This window comes from Clostridioides sp. GD02367, from assembly GCF_045900275.1.
In the GTDB taxonomy this organism is placed as follows: Bacteria; Bacillota; Clostridia; order Peptostreptococcales; family Peptostreptococcaceae; genus Clostridioides; species Clostridioides difficile_A.
On record NZ_JBJODK010000001.1, the window covers coordinates 344,538 to 364,401 of the forward strand.

The following is a 19,864-nucleotide window of genomic DNA, read 5'->3' on the forward strand; positions in this document are numbered from 1 at the left end:
TGAGATTTATTTTAATTACATATATGATTCAACTTTCTTTTTCAAATTATCTTTAGGTATGAATCCTATTAATCTATCTACAGGTTTTCCATCTTTAAATATTATTACAGTTGGTACTGTAGATACTTCAAATTCTTGAGCTAATTCTATACTTTGGTCTATATCCACTTTTAAAAAATTTGCTTTTTCAGCCATCTCATTTCCTAATGCTTCATATACTGGTGATAACATCTTACAAGGTCCACACCAAGTTGCGAAGAAATCTACAACCACTAATCCATCTTTATTTTCTACTTCGTTTATAAATTCATTGTTATTTATTATTTTTGACATAACATATATCTCCTTTATTGTTTTCTTGATATTAATATACTACGACCCATGTAACAGTTCAATTAGTCACTTTTTTGTAACTACTCATTTTTAATAATTTTAATCTTACACCAGGTATAATTGTAATGTTAAATATTTATACTATAAACTTTTATTTTTCACTTAATTATAGTTGACATTTCACTATTTAAGTTATAAAATCTAATTAATAACTACCTATGTAGTTACTAATATTTTATAAAAGGAGTTTACCTATGGATGATATAGTTAATGAGTTACAAAATATAGGATTTACAAAATATGAATCTCAAATATACATAGCATTATTAAAAGAAAATCCTTTAACAGGATACGAGATAAGCAAATTATCAGGTGTCCCACAATCAAAAGTCTATGAAAATATAACAAGACTAATAAACAATAATATAATTATCAATGTTGGAGCTGACCCCATTAAATATGTACCTATAAATCCTAGTGAATTATTAAAAAATAAAAAAGAAGAATTTAATAATTCTATAGACAAACTAAATGATAACTTACAGGTATTAAATAAAGGTAAGAATATAGAATATGTTTTAAATATAAAAGGTGATAAAAATATCTTAAAAAAAGCAACAGAAATGATAAATAATGCAAGTCAAGAGATTATAATTTCTTGCCCCTATGAAGAAATTCTTGAACTAAAAAATGACCTTCTAGTTGCTTGTAAAAAAAATATTAATGTTGAAATACTACTTTTAGAAAATAAAATGCTTGAAGGTCTAAGTAATGTTCATATTCATGGAGGAAATGATACTACACTTGAAAATAAAAAGCTTTACAAAGGAATGATTTTAATTGTAGATAACAATGAAATATTGACAGGAAACTTATCTGAAGGAAGTGAAGCTATTTCAATTTGGACAAAAAACTCTAATATTTTATATATTGGAACTCAATACATAAAACATGAAATTTATATTTCAGAAAAAACAAAGGGAGGTTTCAAAAATGAACAAAATTAAGATTAAACAAGTTGATGCTTTTACAACTGTACCTTTTGGTGGAAATCCTGCTGGTGTAGTTACTGATGCATCCAATATTTCTGATGAAATCAAGCAAAATGTGGCTAAAGAAATGAACTTATCAGAAACTGCATTCGTTTCAAAATCAAATGTAGCAGATTTCAAAGTGCAATTCTTTACACCTGGCTTAGAAGTTGATTTATGCGGTCATGCAACAGTAGGAGCTTTTCATGCACTTTTAGAAGAGGGAAAACTTGATACTAATAAAAATATATTTTATCAAGAAACAAAAGCTGGTGTGCTATCCGTAGAACTTAAAGAAATAGATAATGAAAATATATTTATGATGGAGCAAAATTCTCCTGAATTTGTAAATTTAGATAACTACAGAAAAGAACTTGCTAAAATGATAGGTGTAAATGAAGATAGACTTCTTGAATATCCAATTATGAAGGTAAATACTGGACTTTGGTGGCTTGTATTTGGATTAAAATCTTTAGATGATTTAAAAAATATTTCTCCAGACTTAAATGAAATCAAAAAATTTAGTGGTGAAAATAACATAATTGGTATAACTCCATTTTGCATAGAGACTATAGATAAAAAATGTGACTATCATTTAAGATCTATTGCACCATATGTTGGAGTTACAGAAGACCCTGTATGTGGAACTGGAAATGCTTGTGTATCATCTTATATAGTACAACATAATATTTTAGAAAAAACTAGTTTTATTGGTGAGGAAGGTAATTTTATAAACAGACCTGGAAAAGTATATGTAAATATAGAAAAGGAAAATAATGATATATCTTCTGTAAAAATTGGAGGAAGTGCTTATACTGTTTTAAGTGGAGAAATTATGTATTAATCCTTTATCTAATTTAATAAAAAAAATACTAGTCAATTAAGACTAGTATTTTTTTATCTATTTTCTAATGAATTTACTCTAATATATATAATAATATCATACTTAAGAGCAAATCTTTTTATTATTAATTAGTTACAAATCAACCTAATACAATATGATTACTGTAGATTAATCTATATAAAATAATAATTATTTATTGATTATTTATCATCCTCAACAAGTTTACTTAATGTCTTATCAGATAAGAATAATAGTATAGCTGCAACAAATAGTATTACTGGAATTACAGTGTATACCTTAATCATATCAAATTTAAGAGTGAATGCATATATATATCCATATCCTTGACCAGCTAAGAAAGTGGCAAATGTCCATACTCCCATAAGAACACCTAGAAGTTTCTTAGGTGCATACTTACTTACGAAAGAGTTACCAAGTGGTGAGAATAACATTTCTCCAAAACTTAGAAGTATACCAAACATGATTATCCATATTATACTAGCTTTAGCAGTTTCAGGAGCTCCAACACCTCTTGAAAGTTCTGCTCCAACAAGCATTAAGAATGCAAGACCTAAGAATGTTAATCCAAGACCTGTCTTTTTAAATAAACTTATATCTCCTTGTGGTCTACTAGCAAGTTTGAACCATAATGCTCCAAGAACTGGACCTAGTACTATACATACAAGTGCATTTAATGAGTCAAACCAAGCAAGAGGAATTTCAAACCCTCCTATAGTCATGTCTACAAATGCTGCACCATAATCATAAACTGCAAGATAAGTTAAGTACCAGAATAACCAGAATACTACAGAGAAGAATGAAATAAGTATAATAGCCCAAATTCTCTTCTTATCCATACCTGTAAGAGGCGAATTATCTTTTGCTTCAACTTTTTCAGCAACTACACCTTCTTTAAATGGTCTCTTTCCTGCATTTCCAAGGAATCTCCATCCATATGTGAACCATATAGCACCTATTACACAAAGTACAGCTGCTATGAAGAAACATTGAGAGAATCCAAGCACACCATTTTTTGCAAATGTCTTAGCATAAAGTATCCCAACTGCTGTAGTTCCAATAAAAGAACCTATGTTAACAAAAGAATACTGTACTGAGAATGCTGTATCAAGCTCTTCTTGATTATCAAAAAGCTGTCCATTTACTGCTGATACGTTTCCTTTAAAGAATGCAGTACCAATTGAAACTAATATTATCATTGCATTTACCATAGAAACTGTAGTTGCAATAGAACCAAGATAATATCCTATTCCCATGATAAGCATACCTATAGGTATAGTATACCTAGCTCCTATCCATCTATCTGATATATATCCCCCAATGATTGGTGCAAGATATGTGAATGCAACAAGGTTAGCTTGCATTATAGCAGCTTGCCCCTTATCTATTCCAAGACCACCATGAATTACAGCTGTTGTAAGGAATATATAAATTAAAAATTTAGCAGAATAATATGCTGCTCTTTCAAATGAGAAAGTTGTAGAACAGATATAAAATCCTATAGGGAATTTACCCTTCTTATTTACTGTTGTGCTCATAAGTTTAAATCCTTTCTTAATTGTATTTTTATATTTTTACGTTTTATCCAGATTCTTTCTTTTTAATGAAAGATATGGTGACATTGTTTTGTAAAACAATTTGTAATAATTATTAAGATAATTGCGTTTTTATTTGTAGAGTTTATCTTTTCATGGAACAAATTTAATATGCTTTTTAATTATAAAGTTAAATTATATAAATTCATTATTTTCAGATATATTTATAAATCATTAGATTCTTACTTAAAACCATGAAAAAATCTTCACCATAGCAATTCTTATTTTTTTACGTGATAGTATTTTACAAACTAAATTCCTCCTTTTGTGGCGACTTATATAATTACATTTAAGTGCTTTTTTAAAGGAGTCTCAAATAAAGCAACATATATTTATTAAAATAATGTTTTTATTTACTTTTTAAATCTATATATTACTTCATCTAACCAATTCTCAACTTAAACAAATAAACTACTATCTATTCACAGATTAGATTTATTTCTTATAATTAAGCTTATACTAAACACTGTGAATCTAAACATAAAAACTGTTACTTTAAAGTGATTATCAACATATTCGTTTTAATAATATTAACCGAAGCTATGTTATGTATTTATAATGTATTTCACACAAAAATGCCTCAATTTGAAAACTTTTTCACGAATATTTATTTTTCACCTCCCCCTATTTATTTCACCATGTAAATCGTACCATAAATATATACTTATATGCAAGGAAAAAATCGATTAATCGACAGTAAATAATTAGAAAAATTTAAATTATATTTGTCAAGTATATTATATAAAATATTTTGTATGGAAATATAAATTAAATCAATCTCTAGAATGTTTTTTAGAAATGAAATTTTGACCTTTTTATTAGTTTATTTATTTCTTAAAATAAGCGTTTTGTATTCAATATATAATAAGCAAATCATACATTTCAAAATAGATATATTTTCTAAAAATAATTACAGTAAATAAGATATAAAAAAATCCAAATTGAATTTAAGAAATTTATTACGTTAATTAAATAACTGTTATATATTTAATTAACTTAATAGATTTCTTAAATTTTCAAACTTATATATACTTTATCTTCTAAAAATGATTTCTTATCTTAAATTTCTAAATGTAGATAAATACAATTATTTCAAGTACATTATAAGTAATCTAACTAAATACGCCTAATAAATATTCTTTTAACAATATTGAAGCATTTATAAATAATTATATTTATTTATTATCTTAATTACACTTTAACTAAAAAAGAAAAAGTTTATTTAAAAACAAACTATTTAATCATTCCATATTACTCTAATAAAATTATTAACAAATTTTGTACAACTATAATTTTTCAAGTTATACTGTAAATATACAGTAATTTTCTTAATTATAAGTTTCATCATATATTTAGTCTTATTTTGTCGATTATATTTTTTTGAAAATATCCTAATCCAAAAACACTCTATTACAATAGATTTTCATATATAAAAAATAGTTCCTAAACAAATAACTATAAATGAAATTTAAATAAGATGGATTCTATTCAATATAGTATCCATCTTATTTGTTTAAAATAAAAAAATATTTGATAATATTATACAATTTTTAACCTAGATAAACCATCATACTATAAATCCAAGTAGCTAATTTTATAAATTGATTAAAAACAACAAAAAAATATTTATAAATGTATATTTTAAAATTAATTTTATACTTCACTTTACCTTTTGTGTTGAATATTAATTTTTTCAAATTTATTACAGTCTATATTTAAATTATGTATAATTATTTTAAATTCAATATTTTTTATGTTTTAATACTTACAATCTAAATTATATTCTGCTCGTATTTTTTAATTATATTTTATTAGATTATGATTTTTAAATAAAAGATACTATAAAATACTTTATTGAGGTATATGACTTGATATATATGAACTAACTTCATCAGGAGAGATATCTAAAATAGTTGCAAATTCTTCATTCAATAATCTTTCGGCTTCTTTCATTATATTGTCATCTGCTTGATGTGTTTTTTTACCAATAGATTTTACATACTCTTTATTATCATATATACTTCTTATTAGTTTTATTAACTCTTCACATTTACCATTTCTAAGTATTTTTTTAAATTGCTCACTTCTTGTTTTTTCATTGTCTATCCATAGTGTATCCATATTAGGAATATCATTTATTAATGAAATAACATTAATTTTAGAAAGTAACTTTCTCATTGGTACTTTCTCATTATCTACAGGAATTTTTATTACTGTGTTACTAGAGTAAATAGGGCTTAACACATAATACTCTTTTTTTATTCCTTTTGTAATCTGTTCGTTTGTTATATCCAGGACTTTACATACTCCTGTCATACCATACATTATATAATCATCAACCTTAAACAAAAAACATCACCATCCTTAATAAAAAATAGCTTTGGCAACTGAATTCATCTTGCCAAAACTATCTGCTATATATTATATTTTAACATATTTTGGGACTTTAATGTGAATAAAACTTATATTATTAAAATAAAAAAATACATTAACCACTAGTTAATGTATTTTTTTAGATTTACATCGCAAATATAAATTAAAATAGTTTATATTTTATGAGTACTTATAAAATTGGAGCTTGACTATTCATTGAATATCCATCACTTCTTACATCGTTTATCTCTAATATTTCATTCTTTATTTCGACTTTAGTAAGTTTCTTAACTGCTCCATAAGACTCTTTCAATGAAAGTTCATCTCCCCTTCCAGAAATAACCCATAAAATCTTGTACCCTTTAGGTACTACTTGTAGTTTACTTTCACCTTTCCCATCAGTAAAATAAACTAACAAATTAATCTTTTTATTATTGGCATATTCAAATACTGGAGAAAATCTAGTACCTCCACCTATACTAATTCTATCTTTTAGGTCCTTTTCGTTTCTCACCTTGTATACACGTCTAATTTCGTTATCACATTCTATAACCGTAATTTCATGACTATAGTTTTTCACAATATTGAGAACTTCTTTAATCGCTTGTTTAAACTCTTCATCACTGATACTTCCACTTATATCAAGAGCAACTGCTATTTCTGCTTTATGACTTCTAAGCTCCCCTCTCAGGTCTAATCTATTTGGTTGTCTTCTATTTCTTCTTGTTATAGTCTTCTTTTTATTACTTTCAACTGTACCCATTATCCTATTAAGGTACAAGTTCCATGGCAATTCACCTTTACTATTTTTAATTGATGATATCATACTTTCTAAGTAAGCAGGAATTTTACCTTTTTGAGAACTATTAATAAATTTTTCAGTAAATTCTTTAAGAGTTTTTTCATCTATATCATTAGATTCTTCCCAAATATTATGAGTGTTTTCTGGACTATATTCAGTTTCTATATTTCCATATTTATCACTATCATCTTCTTCACCATCTTCATCCTCTTCTAGTAAATCTAATTCAGTTTGGATTTTTTCTACATAATATTCAAAAGGCTCATATGGCTCAAGTTTTAAGGAATATTTTAAATTTACCCATTCCAAAGTAGTTGCATATGGTGGCAAATTAGTTAAGAATTTATTTACTACTATGTCCATTGCCATATTGATAGCTAATGTACTGTACTTTCCTTTTAATTCCTTAGCTCTCACCAAATGCATAGATAGTATGTGATGAATTTCATGTTTAATTGTAGTTTCCATTTGCTCTATATCAAGTGTTAAAAAAACCATTGGATTAAAGTATATAACATATTTAGCTCCTTTAAAATTTACACCTGTAGGGCTACTTATATCAAATCTTATCTCTCTTGACATCTGAAACAAAAAATATCCATAAAAATTATCCTTTTCTTCCATAAGACTTAAATTAACTTTATCTATAAGATTAAAAAACTCATACTTAAAATCTTGTGGTATATCTACATCAAATTTCTCATTCGCACGATTTGCCTTTAGCATAGAATGAGTACTTATAATTTCACTTGCTTTATTATAAAGTTCTTTTGCTTGCTTATCAAAATAATTTTCCATACATTATCCCCTTATTAGACTATAAGATTCAAAATATGATTTTACGAACTCTTCATTTTCTATGGCTTTTTTATACACTTCAGTATAACTGTTTCTAATATCCTTCATAATTCCTATCATTAAGTCTACAGGATATACTTTTAAAAATTCAATAAATCTATTAACATATTGATTTGATTCATATTTATCATTCTTAATATTTAATTCTAAGTTTTTTAAGATATTCATAGCTGATAGATAAAGCCTTGTATGACTTTCATCTTTTACTCTTTCTATAATAGAATCATCCATAGATTCTCCTAAAAAAACATCTTCATAAGATATTAATGGTTTAGAATCTGATTCAATAAAACTTATAAACTCTTCTGCAATAACCTTACCTATATTCCCTTTTATAACATTTAAAAATACTGCTCTAGGAATTGAATTGTTTTTTTCTTTATAAACTTTATAAATTTTAGATACTCTTTCATAACTTCTAGGAGTCGCTCTTACATCATCTTCATTTATTTTATGAAGATATTCTGGAAAAGTAGAAATAAATTCTATAACTTCTCTTTCAATTCCTTCATCAACTGCCCACTTTAACCATTGTGTATGCTCACTCTCCATATTCAGCCAAACAAATCTATTTTCTTGGGCTGCATCCATATCCACAACTTGATAATCAAAGTCTGAACCATATTTACTTGATGGGTTCATTGCTGCCAAAATCTTTACATCATCATGCAACTTATATCCATTAATCTCTCTATTCAAAATTAAATTCATAAGTTCTTGTTGCACTGTATGTTCACAACGATTTATCTCGTCTATAAATAAAAGAACACTCTTACCTTTAGATATCTCTTCATCAATTTCTCTTAATTTGTTATGAACAGCATATACTGTTGTTTTCTTTTCAATCTTATATCCATTTGAATTAACTCCTACATAAGATTCTATAGTTGGAAGACCACCTATTTCACCCTCTTTAAGAAGGTTCCCATCAATAACAACTAAACTCCAATTATTTTCTTCAGCAAGTTTTTTTGCTAAAGCTGTTTTTCCTATCCCACTTTCTCCCACTATTAAGGGAACTTCTCCAGTGGATAATATTAAGTCAACGCTTTTTAATGTGTCTATAAAATTCATTTTTCTCTCTCCTACATAATCTTTAATTTCTCATCCACAGCTATTTTTTTTGCTGTCTTACTTCCATACTTATAAATAAACATAATTTTATCTATTGGCAGATTTTCACTATTCCTATCTATAACACTACAGTTTAAAAAATCTCTAACATATTTTTCTTCAACATTTTCCTTTGATAATACGTCTTTTAATACTCCCTCTAATTCATCTTTAGATATTTTCTTTATAATATATTTAATCACTAAAATGTTAACTTTCAAAAACTCTAACATTTTATTCTTATCTAAATCAGTTATAAAGCCAATAGCTGCTTCATTATTTTTTATAGCTATAATTTCTGCATTATAACTAGGTGATTCTATATATCTTAATGCATCATAACTTATTCTAACTGCCTCTTCTTGTACACTTTCATAAGGCTCTTTTATAAATTTTATTGAATCATAATTTTTTCTTACTGCTAATAATTGCAGTTCTTCACTTGGATTTTTAGCATACTTAATAGCCCATCCAGCTTGATTTATAGCCATCTTAATAACTCTATCAGTTGGATTTTTGATATAGTCTAGTATACTCCATCCCTCATTTACTGCTTTTATCATCATATCTTCAGTTGGATTATCTACAAATTTAATCGCCCTAACATTATTATCTATTGCTAACTCTTGCATTTCTCTAGTTGGATTATTTATATATTCTAGTACAAGCCCATTTTCTTTGATAGCTAGTAGTTTCATTTCATCAGTTGGATTATTTAAAGTAGATATAATATTAGGATTATTTTTTATCATTTCAATAACTCTTGCCTTTTCCATAATATGCCTTTCTCTCTATAATTATTTTTATCTCTATACTAATTATAATAATCTATTCCTATTTATATAATTGTTTCTTATTATAATTAATATACTTTTTAAGCAAATTTAAACAGAATAATTATACCAATATATAAAAAAATTTCTAAAATACAGTAAAATTAAATACATATACATAAATTTAATTCCATTATCTGTAAATCTAGATAAGATTTTAATACTTCTATTAATAATAAAAAAAGACTAGACAATATGTCCAGCCTCTTTTTTATATAAATTCACATTATTTTTAATCGTTAGCATCTAGCCATTTAGTTAAAACTTCTATATATTTATCATTTTCTTCAACAAATGGCATATGTCTTGAATACTCAAATAACTCCCACTTACTATTAGGAATTCTATCATACATAGTTTTTGCAATGTATGGTGAACATAAATCTATTGCTCCACTAGTTACTAAGCAAGGTTCCTTGATTTCATGTAATCTATCTGTAAACTCATATCCAGAAAGTGTCCCTGTAGGCGAAAATTCATTTTGTCCCCATCCTACAATATATGCTTCAGAACCTGATTTTTTAGGTCTTCTTAGACATTCAGGAGAATCTTCTGTTACTTCACCTGCACAATACATTTCCATAAATTTTTCTAGCGCATCATTATATTCCTTGCTAGAGTAATCTCCAGTATTTACTGCATCAAGCAATGCTTTTTGGTCAGCCTCATCCATATATGAGATTCTTCTTTTTTGTTCTTTCTCCCAAAGCTTTGCAGAAGAAAGAGTAGATGAAAGAATGTATGACTTGATACCTTGTGGTTTATACTCAAGAGCATACCAAATAGCCTGCATACCTCCCCAAGATTGACCTAATAGATGAATTTCTTCAAGTCCTAGATGCTTTCTCAGTTCAATAAGCTCCTTTATCCAAGTGTCAGCATTAAATAACTCAGGATGCCCTTCTACAAATGAATTTCCACAACCAATTTGGTCATACATTATTACTTGTCTACCACTCTCAGCTACCTTATCCAATACTTCAAAATAGTTGTGTGTAGAACCTGGTCCTCCGTGAAGTAGTACTAATGGTTTCTTCCCTTCAGTGTTTTCTCCTACTATACGATAATAGGTTTTAAAACCTTCAAAAGGCATATATCCTTCAGTAATTTTCATGTTTATCTCCTCCAATTTGCTATTATGAACAATAATTATGTTCATTAATATGGCTATTTAAAGCTTATAATACACCTTTATTGATGTATTTTAATCTTTACTTTTGTGTTCATAAATAGTATAACATAAAAGAAAAAAATCTCCATACCAAATCAATTATAAAATCACATTAACTATATAATTTTATTTTATGTTAATAATAATAGATATATTTATAGTTATATTGTTCGATAATATATATAGTAATATAAAATATTATTTCCTCAATAGAATATAATTATTTTATATTCATTATAATATTTTGTATTCTACAATGTTTTACATTAAAAAAGATATCTTTGTATTTCTATTTGCTTATCTTTTTATCGATTTTTACAGTATTTTTTAAATAAAATATTGTTAACTCCATTTCAAATAAAATTGGTTTTATGATAAAATTATTTTTATTATATTTTAAAGGAGGCTTGTATTTGAACAATATCGATTTACTTAAAGTTATAAAGTTATCTTTAGGATGCTCTCTTGCTATATTTATTGCTTGGCTATTAAAATTAGAATACTCAATGGTTGCTGGAGTTATAGTACTACTTACAGTAAAGAACACTAAAAAAGAAACTCTTAAAGGCTTTATTGGAAAGTTTTATGGTTTTCTTTTATGTACTCTTTTTTCCTACTTATGTTTTAATATTTTAGGATATAATTTGACTTCATTTTCAATATTTATATTTATAATTATACCAATTTGTTTTTTATTAAATATTCAAGATGTCATTGCTATGTGTGTAGTCATCGCATCCCATTACTTCATTCAAGAAGAAACATCTATTAAGTGGATTTTAAACGAAGCTGGAATATTTGCAATAGGGACTGGAATAGGTGTCATAATAAACATGTATATTCCAACAAATATACATAAAATCTATGAAGTTCAAAAAAAGTTACAAGAAGAAGTGAGCGTTGTACTTATAGACATTGCAGATATTATTGTAAACCCTAAAAAAGAGAATGAATATAGTAGAGATTTATATACATTAAATTCACTTATTGATAGAAGTATTTCTGAAACTTATGATAATATTAATAATACTTTATTAAATGACACTAAATTCTTCTTAGAGCACATGGATATTATAAAAAGTCAAAGGGATATTTTAGAAAGTTTGTATGGTTATGTATCTCAACTAAATTCTACACCACCACAAGCTCATATTCTATCTGCTTTCATACATAAGATAGGTTATACCAAATTTGAAGCTGAAACAGGAAATCTACTTCTTGAGGAATCGGATAGATTATTGTCAAGTATGAAAAATCAACCTTTACCTGTAAATAGAATAGAATTTGAGAATAGAGCCATTTTATTCTTATGCTTGACTAAGTTAAAACAGTTTTTAATTAATCGTATACATGCTCAGGAACTTAGAGATAATAATTTTTATAAATAAAAAGAGGAGAAATACAGTAGTTGACCCAACTAAAAAATATCAGATATAATGTTAAATGCGCCCCCAATAAGAGGGCGCAATGTTTATAATTTATTCTACGGTCATGAGTTAATCATTATTCATATCGAATATACATTACTTGACCAAGTCCAATATTAGCTTTTTCATCGGTAATTTCTATTTTAATAGTCACATCATTTTTTTTGCAGTACTTCGCTAATTCTGCACCAGAACGATTTCTACCACTAAAATCTAAAGAAAAAGGCTTATCATATTCAAAAGGATATTCAACAGGTTTACCTTCTGGCGCTAATGCAAACATCCCATATGGTGTGTTCATAAATCCTATTACAGCAATCGTAAGATTTGATGGATTTAAATTTGATTTACTACCTATAAATTTAACTGTATTTACTGATGAATTAATTACAATACATCGAACACCTTCATACATTACATGTTTGTCCTTTATATCTCCAAATTTTCCAACAACCTTTGCCCCTTCTTGATGTGGTAACATAGTGTGCTTCCCAGGTGGTGCTGGTTTTTGAGTTTGTACTACTGCTCCAACTGTTGGATATGCTGTTTTATCAAATGGTAATGGGTGGCTAAGACTCTTGTATATAATGTCCTTTCCTGCTGACTTATTAGCATCAATATCTACATGATACAAACGCCCATCACCAAAACGTATAAGATTCCACTGGTGGTCATTTGATTTACTGTGGACATAATAAGATTCAATTCCCATCGCATCACACAAAGCCTTCATGCTCCTAGCCATTCCAGAGCATGCTCCTTTTTTAGTAACCAATGTATAGGCAGTATTGGCTCCCTCTGCTGCGTTCCAGTCAACATATGTTGTGTTATTTTTAATGTGATTATAGGCAACTAAAATCTTAGCATCTGTGGTCATATTCTTTGTGATTTTCTTATTCATAAAATCTGCTGTTGCTTGTGCTACTGAATTCAATTGTGCTTGTGACAGCTTTGGGCCATATATGCTATTAGTTCCTGTGACATAGCTTTTTGGTGTCTTTGCTGTTACTTCCTTGGCTGTCATACCATAAACTGTCATACTCATACCTGAGGTTAAAACTATTGTTGCAATCAATAGCTTGGTAGCTAACTTCCTAATTTTTTTCATACTCAATATTCTCCTTTATAAAATATAGTTACTTCCTATTCCTTGCCATTAATAAGGCTCACTTTGGATTTAAAAAGGTGGATTGTCAACATGTCTGTTTCTACATTCATACTTTTGTGAAATGTTCAAATTTCATGGAAAATCTAGTCGATATTTTTACATAGTTTGTATACAATATAACTAGAAAATCAGTGCCTTTGCTGTCAGCTTGATAAAATAATGTTAATTAATATGTTCAACACCAATATCATGTAGCAAATGCTATCTCTATCCAATTATTAGTAATGGCAAGAATAAATAGAATTGTAAATAATAGAGTTAAGGCTAATTTTGTATACATTTTATACAATCTCCACCTAATATTATATCTATTATAATTTTAATATTCAATACAGTTTCTGGAAAAATATAGAATGTATTCATAAAAATACTATATTATGATAAATTTTATTATATTTTAACTATACTATAAATATTATTCATTTAAATATAGTTACAAGTTTAAAATAAAAATATTACTGGAATTTTTTTATTCCAGTAATATTTTTATTTTAAAGTAGATAAAAGTCTTTATAAAATTTATGCAAATATTTTTATCTCTAATATTGTTATAGTCTTTATAATAACCTAACTATCTAGGTTTAAATAATCTGATATATCATAAAAATAGATATTAAAAATTGTATACGAACTATTTTCTGAACATACATCAATGTCATGACCCAAATTATCTATCATTTTCTTTACAAAATATAACCCCATTCCAGTAGACTTATACAATTGATTTCTTCCATTTGTACCTGTAAAACCTTTATCAAAAATCCTAACTATATCTTCTTCACTTATGCCTATTCCAAAATCTTTTATAGATAATACTACTCCATTTTCTAACTTTCTTGAATCAAACTCAATTTTACCAGCTTTTTTAGAATACTTTATGGCATTATTAATAATTTGGTCTAAAATATATGACATACATTTAGAGTCTGTATAGACATCATAGTCTAGTTTATTTAAACTAACTTCAATGTTATTTTTTATAAGCAAAAATGAGTTATTTTTTACAGCCATTTTTACTAATTTTTCTAATTTAACCTTATTTATAAATACATCTTCAAACATGGTATTACTTCTACTACTATATAAAATGGAGTTAACTAAAAAGTTTATCTTAGCAACTTGATTCTTAATATCTATACTATCTTCTATACTGCTTAACCTATCTGTAATTATACTCAAAGAAGATATTGGAATCTTTATTTCATGAACCCACTTAGCCATGTACTCATCTAATTCTTTTAAAGATTGTTTATAAATTTCTATATCATTGTTATTTTTTATTTTTAGATTTTCTATAATAGCTCTCATTAGATTCTCTTCAAAAGATTGTCCCTCAACCAAATAACCATCTATTTCACCATTATCTTCTATACAATCATATAAACTTTTATAACTATTTCTAAAGCTGATATAATCCACAACAAAAAATAATATTGTTATAAATATTACTAAAAAATCCAAATATACCAACTCTGCATATTTATTTTTAAATACATCTATAGCAAATAAGTATATATTTATTATACTGACTATAATTAAACAGATGATAATATACTTAGACCTACCTTTTAAATATTTCGCTATCATTGTATTATATATCCTATGCCCTTCTTAGTTTTTATAAAATCATCAAAACCTAACTCTTTAACTTTACTTCTCAATCTATTCATATTTACAGTAAGTGCATTATCTGTCACAAACTCATCATTATTCCATAGAGTCATCATAAGACTTTCCCTTGATACAACTCTATTCTTATTTTTTAATAATAAGGTTAAAATTTTTATTTCATTTTTAGTCAATTCTAAACTTTCATCCTTGTATTTGTGCTTTATAATTCCTCCTCCCACATCAAATATCAACTCGTCGTAGTACATAATACTACTAGAGTCACTATAATTGTAGACTCTTCTTATTATACCGTTTATTTTGGTAACTAATATATCTATAGAAAATGGTTTGGTAATATAATCATCTGCTCCATTATTTATCCCCATTATTAAATCCATATCAGAATCTCTTGATGATAAAAATATTATTGGTACATTAGAAATAGCTCTAATTTTCTCACACCAGTAAAAACCATTATATAATGGTAAGTTTACATCTAAAAGTACTACATCTGGTTTTTTGTCTATAAATTCATCTAAAACTGCTTCAAAGTTATTAATTAATTCTACATTAAATCCCCATTTATCCAATGCAAGAGCAATTTCTTTTGATAAATCAATATCGTCTTCTACTAATAAAATTCTATACATTTGCGTACTCTCCATTATTTTAATATTTAATTATGTTATAAAGTATTAATATAATAACATATTTTATATAGGTTTATCGGTCAAATTCTTTAGTTAATCAACAAAGAGACTCTTATTAAAAGAATCTCCTCGTTTTTTAGTAATTTATCAATTAGTTTTTATATACTACACGCTTAAACTTACTGACAGATACTGCTCCATATATTATAAATATTATCAAGCATATAACTAAACTTAGTATATATATACTAAATAAATTAGCCATCAGTAATTCTCCTGCTAACCTCAATGCAAAATAGCTAGATATTGTTGCACTTAACATTGGTAAAGTATAAAAGATAGCTACTTCTTTAAGTATAGCTCTATTTATATCTTTTTCTGTAGTACCTATTTTCAATAAAATCTTGTATTTATCTTTATCTTCATATGCATCACTATATATTTTCATGTAAATTATACTTCCAGCCACAAGTGCAAATACTAAGAATAAAAATACAAGCACTACATATGCAAACTTCATCCATTGACTTTCATTTTGAGCTTTATATCCATTTTGAATATAACCATTTTTTAAACTTAGATTCTTTTCAATATTTTTAAACATCACCTGGCTATTTTCTTCTTTAGATACTTTTGCCCCATAAAAATATACTTGTTGTCCTTTATTTCTTAATTTGAAATATGTATCATCATTTACTACTATGATACTTTGATTAAATCCTGTGCCTAACACTGGAACTTTTACTTCTCCCTTTGAAATATTATATAAATGTCCATCAAGGGTTACATGAGCTTCTTTTGTAGCTACTGTTACTATAGTTTGAGGGCTTTTTAACTCTATTACATTATCTCCTCTAACTAGCTTATCACCATACTCTTTTAATTCTTCATCATGACCATTTTCTTTAAGGATATTGCTAAAATCGCTATATTTTATTATAGCATTAGTTTTGTCATAAACATTCTTACTATCTGTGTTTTCTAAAATTGTTAGCTCTGGGTTTACTGAATATTTTATCTTATTAGTATCTTTTATTATATTCTCTATTTGTGTTTTATTCACTTCATCTTTGTCCAATGAAACTATACTGACAGTATATACATTTCTTTGCTCTTGAGCATTTTGATGTATAAATTTCATTGCAACTGATGCTCCAAGAGTAGATATTGTAGTGGTTATAATTATTGCTATTATAGCATAAGTTTTATAGTTTTTATTTAATCTGTAATTTATATTGTTTATTGCAATTATATTGTTTCCATTAAATAATATTTTTTTATTTTTTATTATAATATCAAATATAACAGGAACAACTGATTTAAATAGTCCATAAGTCCCAACTATTATTATAGCTATAACAGGTATTACACTCATTATATTTCCAGTCCTTATATTAGTAGAAAGGTAATAACCATATCCTATTACTATAATTGATATTATAGCTAAAATATATATACCTATTCCTACTTTAGGTATTTTTTCTTGCTTTTTAGATGTATTAATTAGATTTATTACGCTACTTCTACATATTGTTATAAAACCTTTTATAGCCATTACTATAAATATAGAAATAAATATCAAAGTAGTATATAGTATAGCTTCCATGCTAAGTCCATTAGATACCTTTATATCAAATCCAGATAACTTTATTATCACTACTTGAAAAAATCTAGAAGTTATTATTCCTATAATTATTCCTGTTATACAAGAACTTACCCCTATAAGCATATTTTCTACAAAATATATTCTTCCTATCGTATATAAGTCTAACCCCATAAAAGACAATATCCCAATTTCTTTTGACCTATTTTTAAAAAATATATTTGTTGCATACCAGATGAAGAAAAATAAAAATACTGATAGTATCATTATTACAGCTATTAACACTGATAATGTAAAATTTTTATTTTCTCCTTGCAATACATTTATAGCATCACCATATCTTAATAATTCAAAATTAGTTAGTACAACTACTGAAAAAACCATAGATATAAAAAATGCTAGATACGTTCTTATATTACTCTTAAAATTATTATACGCAATTCCAAGTATACTCACTTACATGTCACCTCCCATAGAGGCCAACATATCCATAATTTTTTTATAAAATTCTTTTCTGTTACTTCCTTTGTTTAATTTGCACTTTATATTCCCATCATTTATCATGTATACTTCATTAGAATAACTTGCAGTTAGAGGGTCATGTGTAATCATTATAATAGTAGCATTATTTTCTCTATTTATTCTTTCTAATGATTCTAAAAGCTCATATGCTGACTTAGAGTCTAAAGCACCTGTTGGTTCATCTGCAAATATAACTGCTGGGTTTGTAATTAATGACCTAGCTGCTGCTCCTCTTTGTTTTTGCCCTCCTGATAACTGATAAGGATATTTATCTAAATGATTTTCTAATCCAAATTTTTTGGCTATAGAAAATACCTTAGCTTCTATTTCCTTACTTTTCTTTTTTCCTAATGCTAGAGGAAGTGCTATGTTATCCATTAACTTCATGTTATCTAATAAATTGTAGTCTTGAAATATAAATCCTATTTTTTCTCTTCTTAGTTTTGACAGTTCATTATTTTTTACTTTTGATATATTAATTCCATCTAGGATTATCTCTCCTGAAGTTTGTTTATCAAGTGTAGACATAAGATTTAGTAATGTTGTTTTCCCTGCACCAGATGGACCCATTATCGCTATAAAATCACCTTCATTGACTGTAAGAGATATATTTTTTAATACATTTGTTCTAAATCCTTTTATCCCATAATCTTTTGATATATTTTTTATTTTTAATATTTCTTTCATAATAATAGCCTCCAGTTGCTAATTTTTTAATATATGTTTATTTTAAAGGTTTTATATAAATAAATCCTTAAGCAAATATTACATTTTAACTGTTAACATTACACTTTCGTAACATAGGCAAAAAGGCTATTAAAGTATTTAGTCTATAACTTTATATTATCAATTTATATTTGAGATATGTTTTTTAGCACTCTCAAAATTGTTCACTACTCTAAAATTATTTGATTTATTTAGCTCTAGCATTAATTCTGAAAATCTCTTATTTATCCTGCTTTCATCATCAATAATTGCAACAACTTGTATCCTATAAGTCATAAATTTTTGTAATGCAATACCTGCTAATCCAGTTTTTAGATTTAAAAAATCATCTGAAAGTGAATTATTACTAAGCATAAGATAATTTATACCATGCTCCATACATATAGATATAATATCCATTATTTCTCCTTCAGAATTAAACTTACTCTCTAAAAAAATATATTTTCTGTCATTTTGTTCTTTTATATTATAATTCATTTTTATTCCTCATTTCTGTTTTAAATGTTTTCTATTAATATGGATATAGAACCTAACATATCCTCAATAAACTTTATATCTCCCCATAACATAACTCTAAGCCTATTTTCATTTTCATTATATTTCAAGTTAATAGTGGAGCCACTTGACATTGAGGTCGGATTATTTACAAGTGCCAAAAGTAAGTTTGATAAACGTGAGTATTCATTATTCGAGATACTATTTATATCAACTACTGTAGATACATTAACCTTTGGAATACATCCTAGTTCCTTATATGAATTCAATTTAAATTCTAAACCATTATTCTCATCACTCTTTACATCCATAAACCTATCTAAATCTTCTTTTGATATCCTCCATTGTTTGCCAACTTTATTAGCTTTTAATTTTTCATCTTTTATAAATTTTCTTATTGTCTTATGATGCATTTCTAAAATCTCTGCAACTTGGTCTATTGTATAAAACTTTTCGTCCATAATTACACTTACCTTTCATTTGATAATAACAATATATTAATTTAGAAATATCAAAAAGTCAAATTTATTTTGTATTTTATTGCTATATATTAGACTTTAATATACTTTAATTCCATCTTATTGCATTCTAACATTTTCTAGTAACTTATTATAATATCTTTACTAAACTTATAAATTAAATTGCTTAATTATGTCCAACTATAATGAAAAATCTCTTAAGTAAAAAAGCA

General features: G+C 26.4%; 17 protein-coding genes. 3 read left to right on the top strand and 14 right to left on the bottom strand.

Annotation, left to right across the window (positions count from 1 at the left end; genetic code table 11):
• Positions 1 to 15: 15 nt before the first annotated feature.
• Positions 16 to 333: a thioredoxin gene (trxA, locus tag Q3223_RS01415; protein WP_054271551.1), complete on the bottom strand. Its 318-nt coding sequence runs from the start codon at positions 331 to 333 to the stop codon at positions 16 to 18.
• Positions 334 to 587: 254 nt separating this feature from the next.
• Between trxA and Q3223_RS01420 the strand changes: the two genes are divergently transcribed.
• Entirely contained in the window at positions 588 to 1,340 is a 753-nt protein-coding gene (locus tag Q3223_RS01420) for a TrmB family transcriptional regulator (RefSeq protein WP_167640521.1), read from the top strand.
• Complete coding sequence (locus Q3223_RS01425) at positions 1,327 to 2,208, top strand: PhzF family phenazine biosynthesis protein (RefSeq protein ID WP_054271553.1); 882 nt, start codon at positions 1,327 to 1,329, stop codon at positions 2,206 to 2,208. The genes Q3223_RS01420 and Q3223_RS01425 overlap by 14 nt, the downstream gene beginning before the upstream one ends.
• A gap of 200 nt (positions 2,209 to 2,408) precedes the next feature.
• On the opposite strand, the gene Q3223_RS01430 is transcribed toward Q3223_RS01425, so the two are convergent.
• From Q3223_RS01430 to pepI, 6 genes are all read right to left on the bottom strand, one after another.
• A complete protein-coding gene (locus Q3223_RS01430) occupies positions 2,409 to 3,764 on the bottom strand; it encodes a peptide MFS transporter (RefSeq protein ID WP_054271554.1) in 1,356 nt (451 codons plus the stop codon).
• Positions 3,765 to 5,672: 1,908 nt separating this feature from the next.
• Positions 5,673 to 6,170 carry a CarD family transcriptional regulator gene (locus Q3223_RS01435; RefSeq protein ID WP_054271555.1) on the bottom strand — a complete coding sequence of 166 codons (498 nt, stop codon included), beginning with the start codon at positions 6,168 to 6,170 and terminating at the stop codon, positions 5,673 to 5,675.
• Between the two features lie 214 nt (positions 6,171 to 6,384).
• Complete coding sequence (locus tag Q3223_RS01440; RefSeq protein ID WP_074179875.1) at positions 6,385 to 7,794, bottom strand: VWA-like domain-containing protein; 1,410 nt, start codon at positions 7,792 to 7,794, stop codon at positions 6,385 to 6,387.
• 3 nt (positions 7,795 to 7,797) lie between these two features.
• Positions 7,798 to 8,928 carry an ATP-binding protein gene (locus Q3223_RS01445; protein WP_407811486.1) on the bottom strand — a complete coding sequence of 377 codons (1,131 nt, stop codon included), beginning with the start codon at positions 8,926 to 8,928 and terminating at the stop codon, positions 7,798 to 7,800.
• Between the two features lie 11 nt (positions 8,929 to 8,939).
• A complete protein-coding gene (locus tag Q3223_RS01450; protein ID WP_219672827.1) occupies positions 8,940 to 9,743 on the bottom strand; it encodes a hypothetical protein in 804 nt (267 codons plus the stop codon).
• 289 nt (positions 9,744 to 10,032) lie between these two features.
• On the bottom strand, positions 10,033 to 10,914 hold the full coding sequence (pepI, locus tag Q3223_RS01455; protein ID WP_054271559.1) for a proline iminopeptidase: 882 nt from the start codon (positions 10,912 to 10,914) through the stop codon (positions 10,033 to 10,035).
• 470 nt (positions 10,915 to 11,384) lie between these two features.
• Between pepI and Q3223_RS01460 the strand changes: the two genes are divergently transcribed.
• Entirely contained in the window at positions 11,385 to 12,359 is a 975-nt protein-coding gene (locus tag Q3223_RS01460) for an aromatic acid exporter family protein (protein WP_284182362.1), read from the top strand.
• A 115-nt stretch (positions 12,360 to 12,474) separates the two neighbouring features.
• Here the strand turns inward: Q3223_RS01460 and Q3223_RS01465 are convergent, their stop codons facing one another.
• The 7 genes from Q3223_RS01465 to Q3223_RS01495 form a co-directional block, all read right to left on the bottom strand.
• Positions 12,475 to 13,506, bottom strand: coding sequence for a transglutaminase-like domain-containing protein (locus tag Q3223_RS01465; protein ID WP_167640279.1), 1,032 nt, complete (start codon positions 13,504 to 13,506; stop codon positions 12,475 to 12,477).
• Between the two features lie 627 nt (positions 13,507 to 14,133).
• The gene (locus Q3223_RS01470) at positions 14,134 to 15,153 is read right to left on the bottom strand and encodes a sensor histidine kinase (RefSeq protein WP_407811487.1); all 1,020 of its coding nucleotides are present in this window, start codon (positions 15,151 to 15,153) and stop codon (positions 14,134 to 14,136) included.
• Complete coding sequence (locus Q3223_RS01475; protein WP_074179880.1) at positions 15,150 to 15,827, bottom strand: response regulator transcription factor; 678 nt, start codon at positions 15,825 to 15,827, stop codon at positions 15,150 to 15,152. Before Q3223_RS01475 ends, Q3223_RS01470 begins: the two co-directional genes overlap by 4 nt.
• A gap of 151 nt (positions 15,828 to 15,978) precedes the next feature.
• Positions 15,979 to 17,886: an FtsX-like permease family protein gene (locus Q3223_RS01480; RefSeq protein WP_407811488.1), complete on the bottom strand. Its 1,908-nt coding sequence runs from the start codon at positions 17,884 to 17,886 to the stop codon at positions 15,979 to 15,981.
• Positions 17,887 to 18,639, bottom strand: coding sequence for an ABC transporter ATP-binding protein (locus Q3223_RS01485; protein WP_054271565.1), 753 nt, complete (start codon positions 18,637 to 18,639; stop codon positions 17,887 to 17,889).
• 159 nt (positions 18,640 to 18,798) lie between these two features.
• Positions 18,799 to 19,155, bottom strand: a complete 357-nt coding sequence (locus tag Q3223_RS01490; RefSeq protein WP_054271566.1) for a DUF4180 domain-containing protein — start codon at positions 19,153 to 19,155, stop codon at positions 18,799 to 18,801.
• Positions 19,156 to 19,175: 20 nt separating this feature from the next.
• Positions 19,176 to 19,634: a helix-turn-helix domain-containing protein gene (locus tag Q3223_RS01495; RefSeq protein WP_054271567.1), complete on the bottom strand. Its 459-nt coding sequence runs from the start codon at positions 19,632 to 19,634 to the stop codon at positions 19,176 to 19,178.
• Positions 19,635 to 19,864 lie beyond the last annotated feature (230 nt).

Bases quoted from the DNA above. Each gene is read 5' to 3' on its own strand.
- trxA (WP_054271551.1), bottom strand. From the start codon at position 333: ATGTCAAAAATAATAAATAACAATGAATTTATAAACGAAGTAGAAAAT.
- Q3223_RS01420 (WP_167640521.1), top strand. From the start codon at position 588: ATGGATGATATAGTTAATGAGTTACAAAATATAGGATTTACAAAATAT.
- Q3223_RS01425 (WP_054271553.1), top strand. From the start codon at position 1,327: ATGAACAAAATTAAGATTAAACAAGTTGATGCTTTTACAACTGTACCT.
- Q3223_RS01430 (WP_054271554.1), bottom strand. From the start codon at position 3,764: ATGAGCACAACAGTAAATAAGAAGGGTAAATTCCCTATAGGATTTTAT.
- Q3223_RS01440 (WP_074179875.1), bottom strand. From the start codon at position 7,794: ATGGAAAATTATTTTGATAAGCAAGCAAAAGAACTTTATAATAAAGCA.
- Q3223_RS01445 (WP_407811486.1), bottom strand. From the start codon at position 8,928: ATGAATTTTATAGACACATTAAAAAGCGTTGACTTAATATTATCCACT.
- Q3223_RS01450 (WP_219672827.1), bottom strand. From the start codon at position 9,743: ATGGAAAAGGCAAGAGTTATTGAAATGATAAAAAATAATCCTAATATT.
- pepI (WP_054271559.1), bottom strand. From the start codon at position 10,914: ATGAAAATTACTGAAGGATATATGCCTTTTGAAGGTTTTAAAACCTAT.
- Q3223_RS01465 (WP_167640279.1), bottom strand. From the start codon at position 13,506: ATGAAAAAAATTAGGAAGTTAGCTACCAAGCTATTGATTGCAACAATA.
- Q3223_RS01470 (WP_407811487.1), bottom strand. From the start codon at position 15,153: ATGATAGCGAAATATTTAAAAGGTAGGTCTAAGTATATTATCATCTGT.
- Q3223_RS01475 (WP_074179880.1), bottom strand. From the start codon at position 15,827: ATGTATAGAATTTTATTAGTAGAAGACGATATTGATTTATCAAAAGAA.
- Q3223_RS01485 (WP_054271565.1), bottom strand. From the start codon at position 18,639: ATGAAAGAAATATTAAAAATAAAAAATATATCAAAAGATTATGGGATA.
- Q3223_RS01490 (WP_054271566.1), bottom strand. From the start codon at position 19,155: ATGAATTATAATATAAAAGAACAAAATGACAGAAAATATATTTTTTTA.
- Q3223_RS01495 (WP_054271567.1), bottom strand. From the start codon at position 19,634: ATGGACGAAAAGTTTTATACAATAGACCAAGTTGCAGAGATTTTAGAA.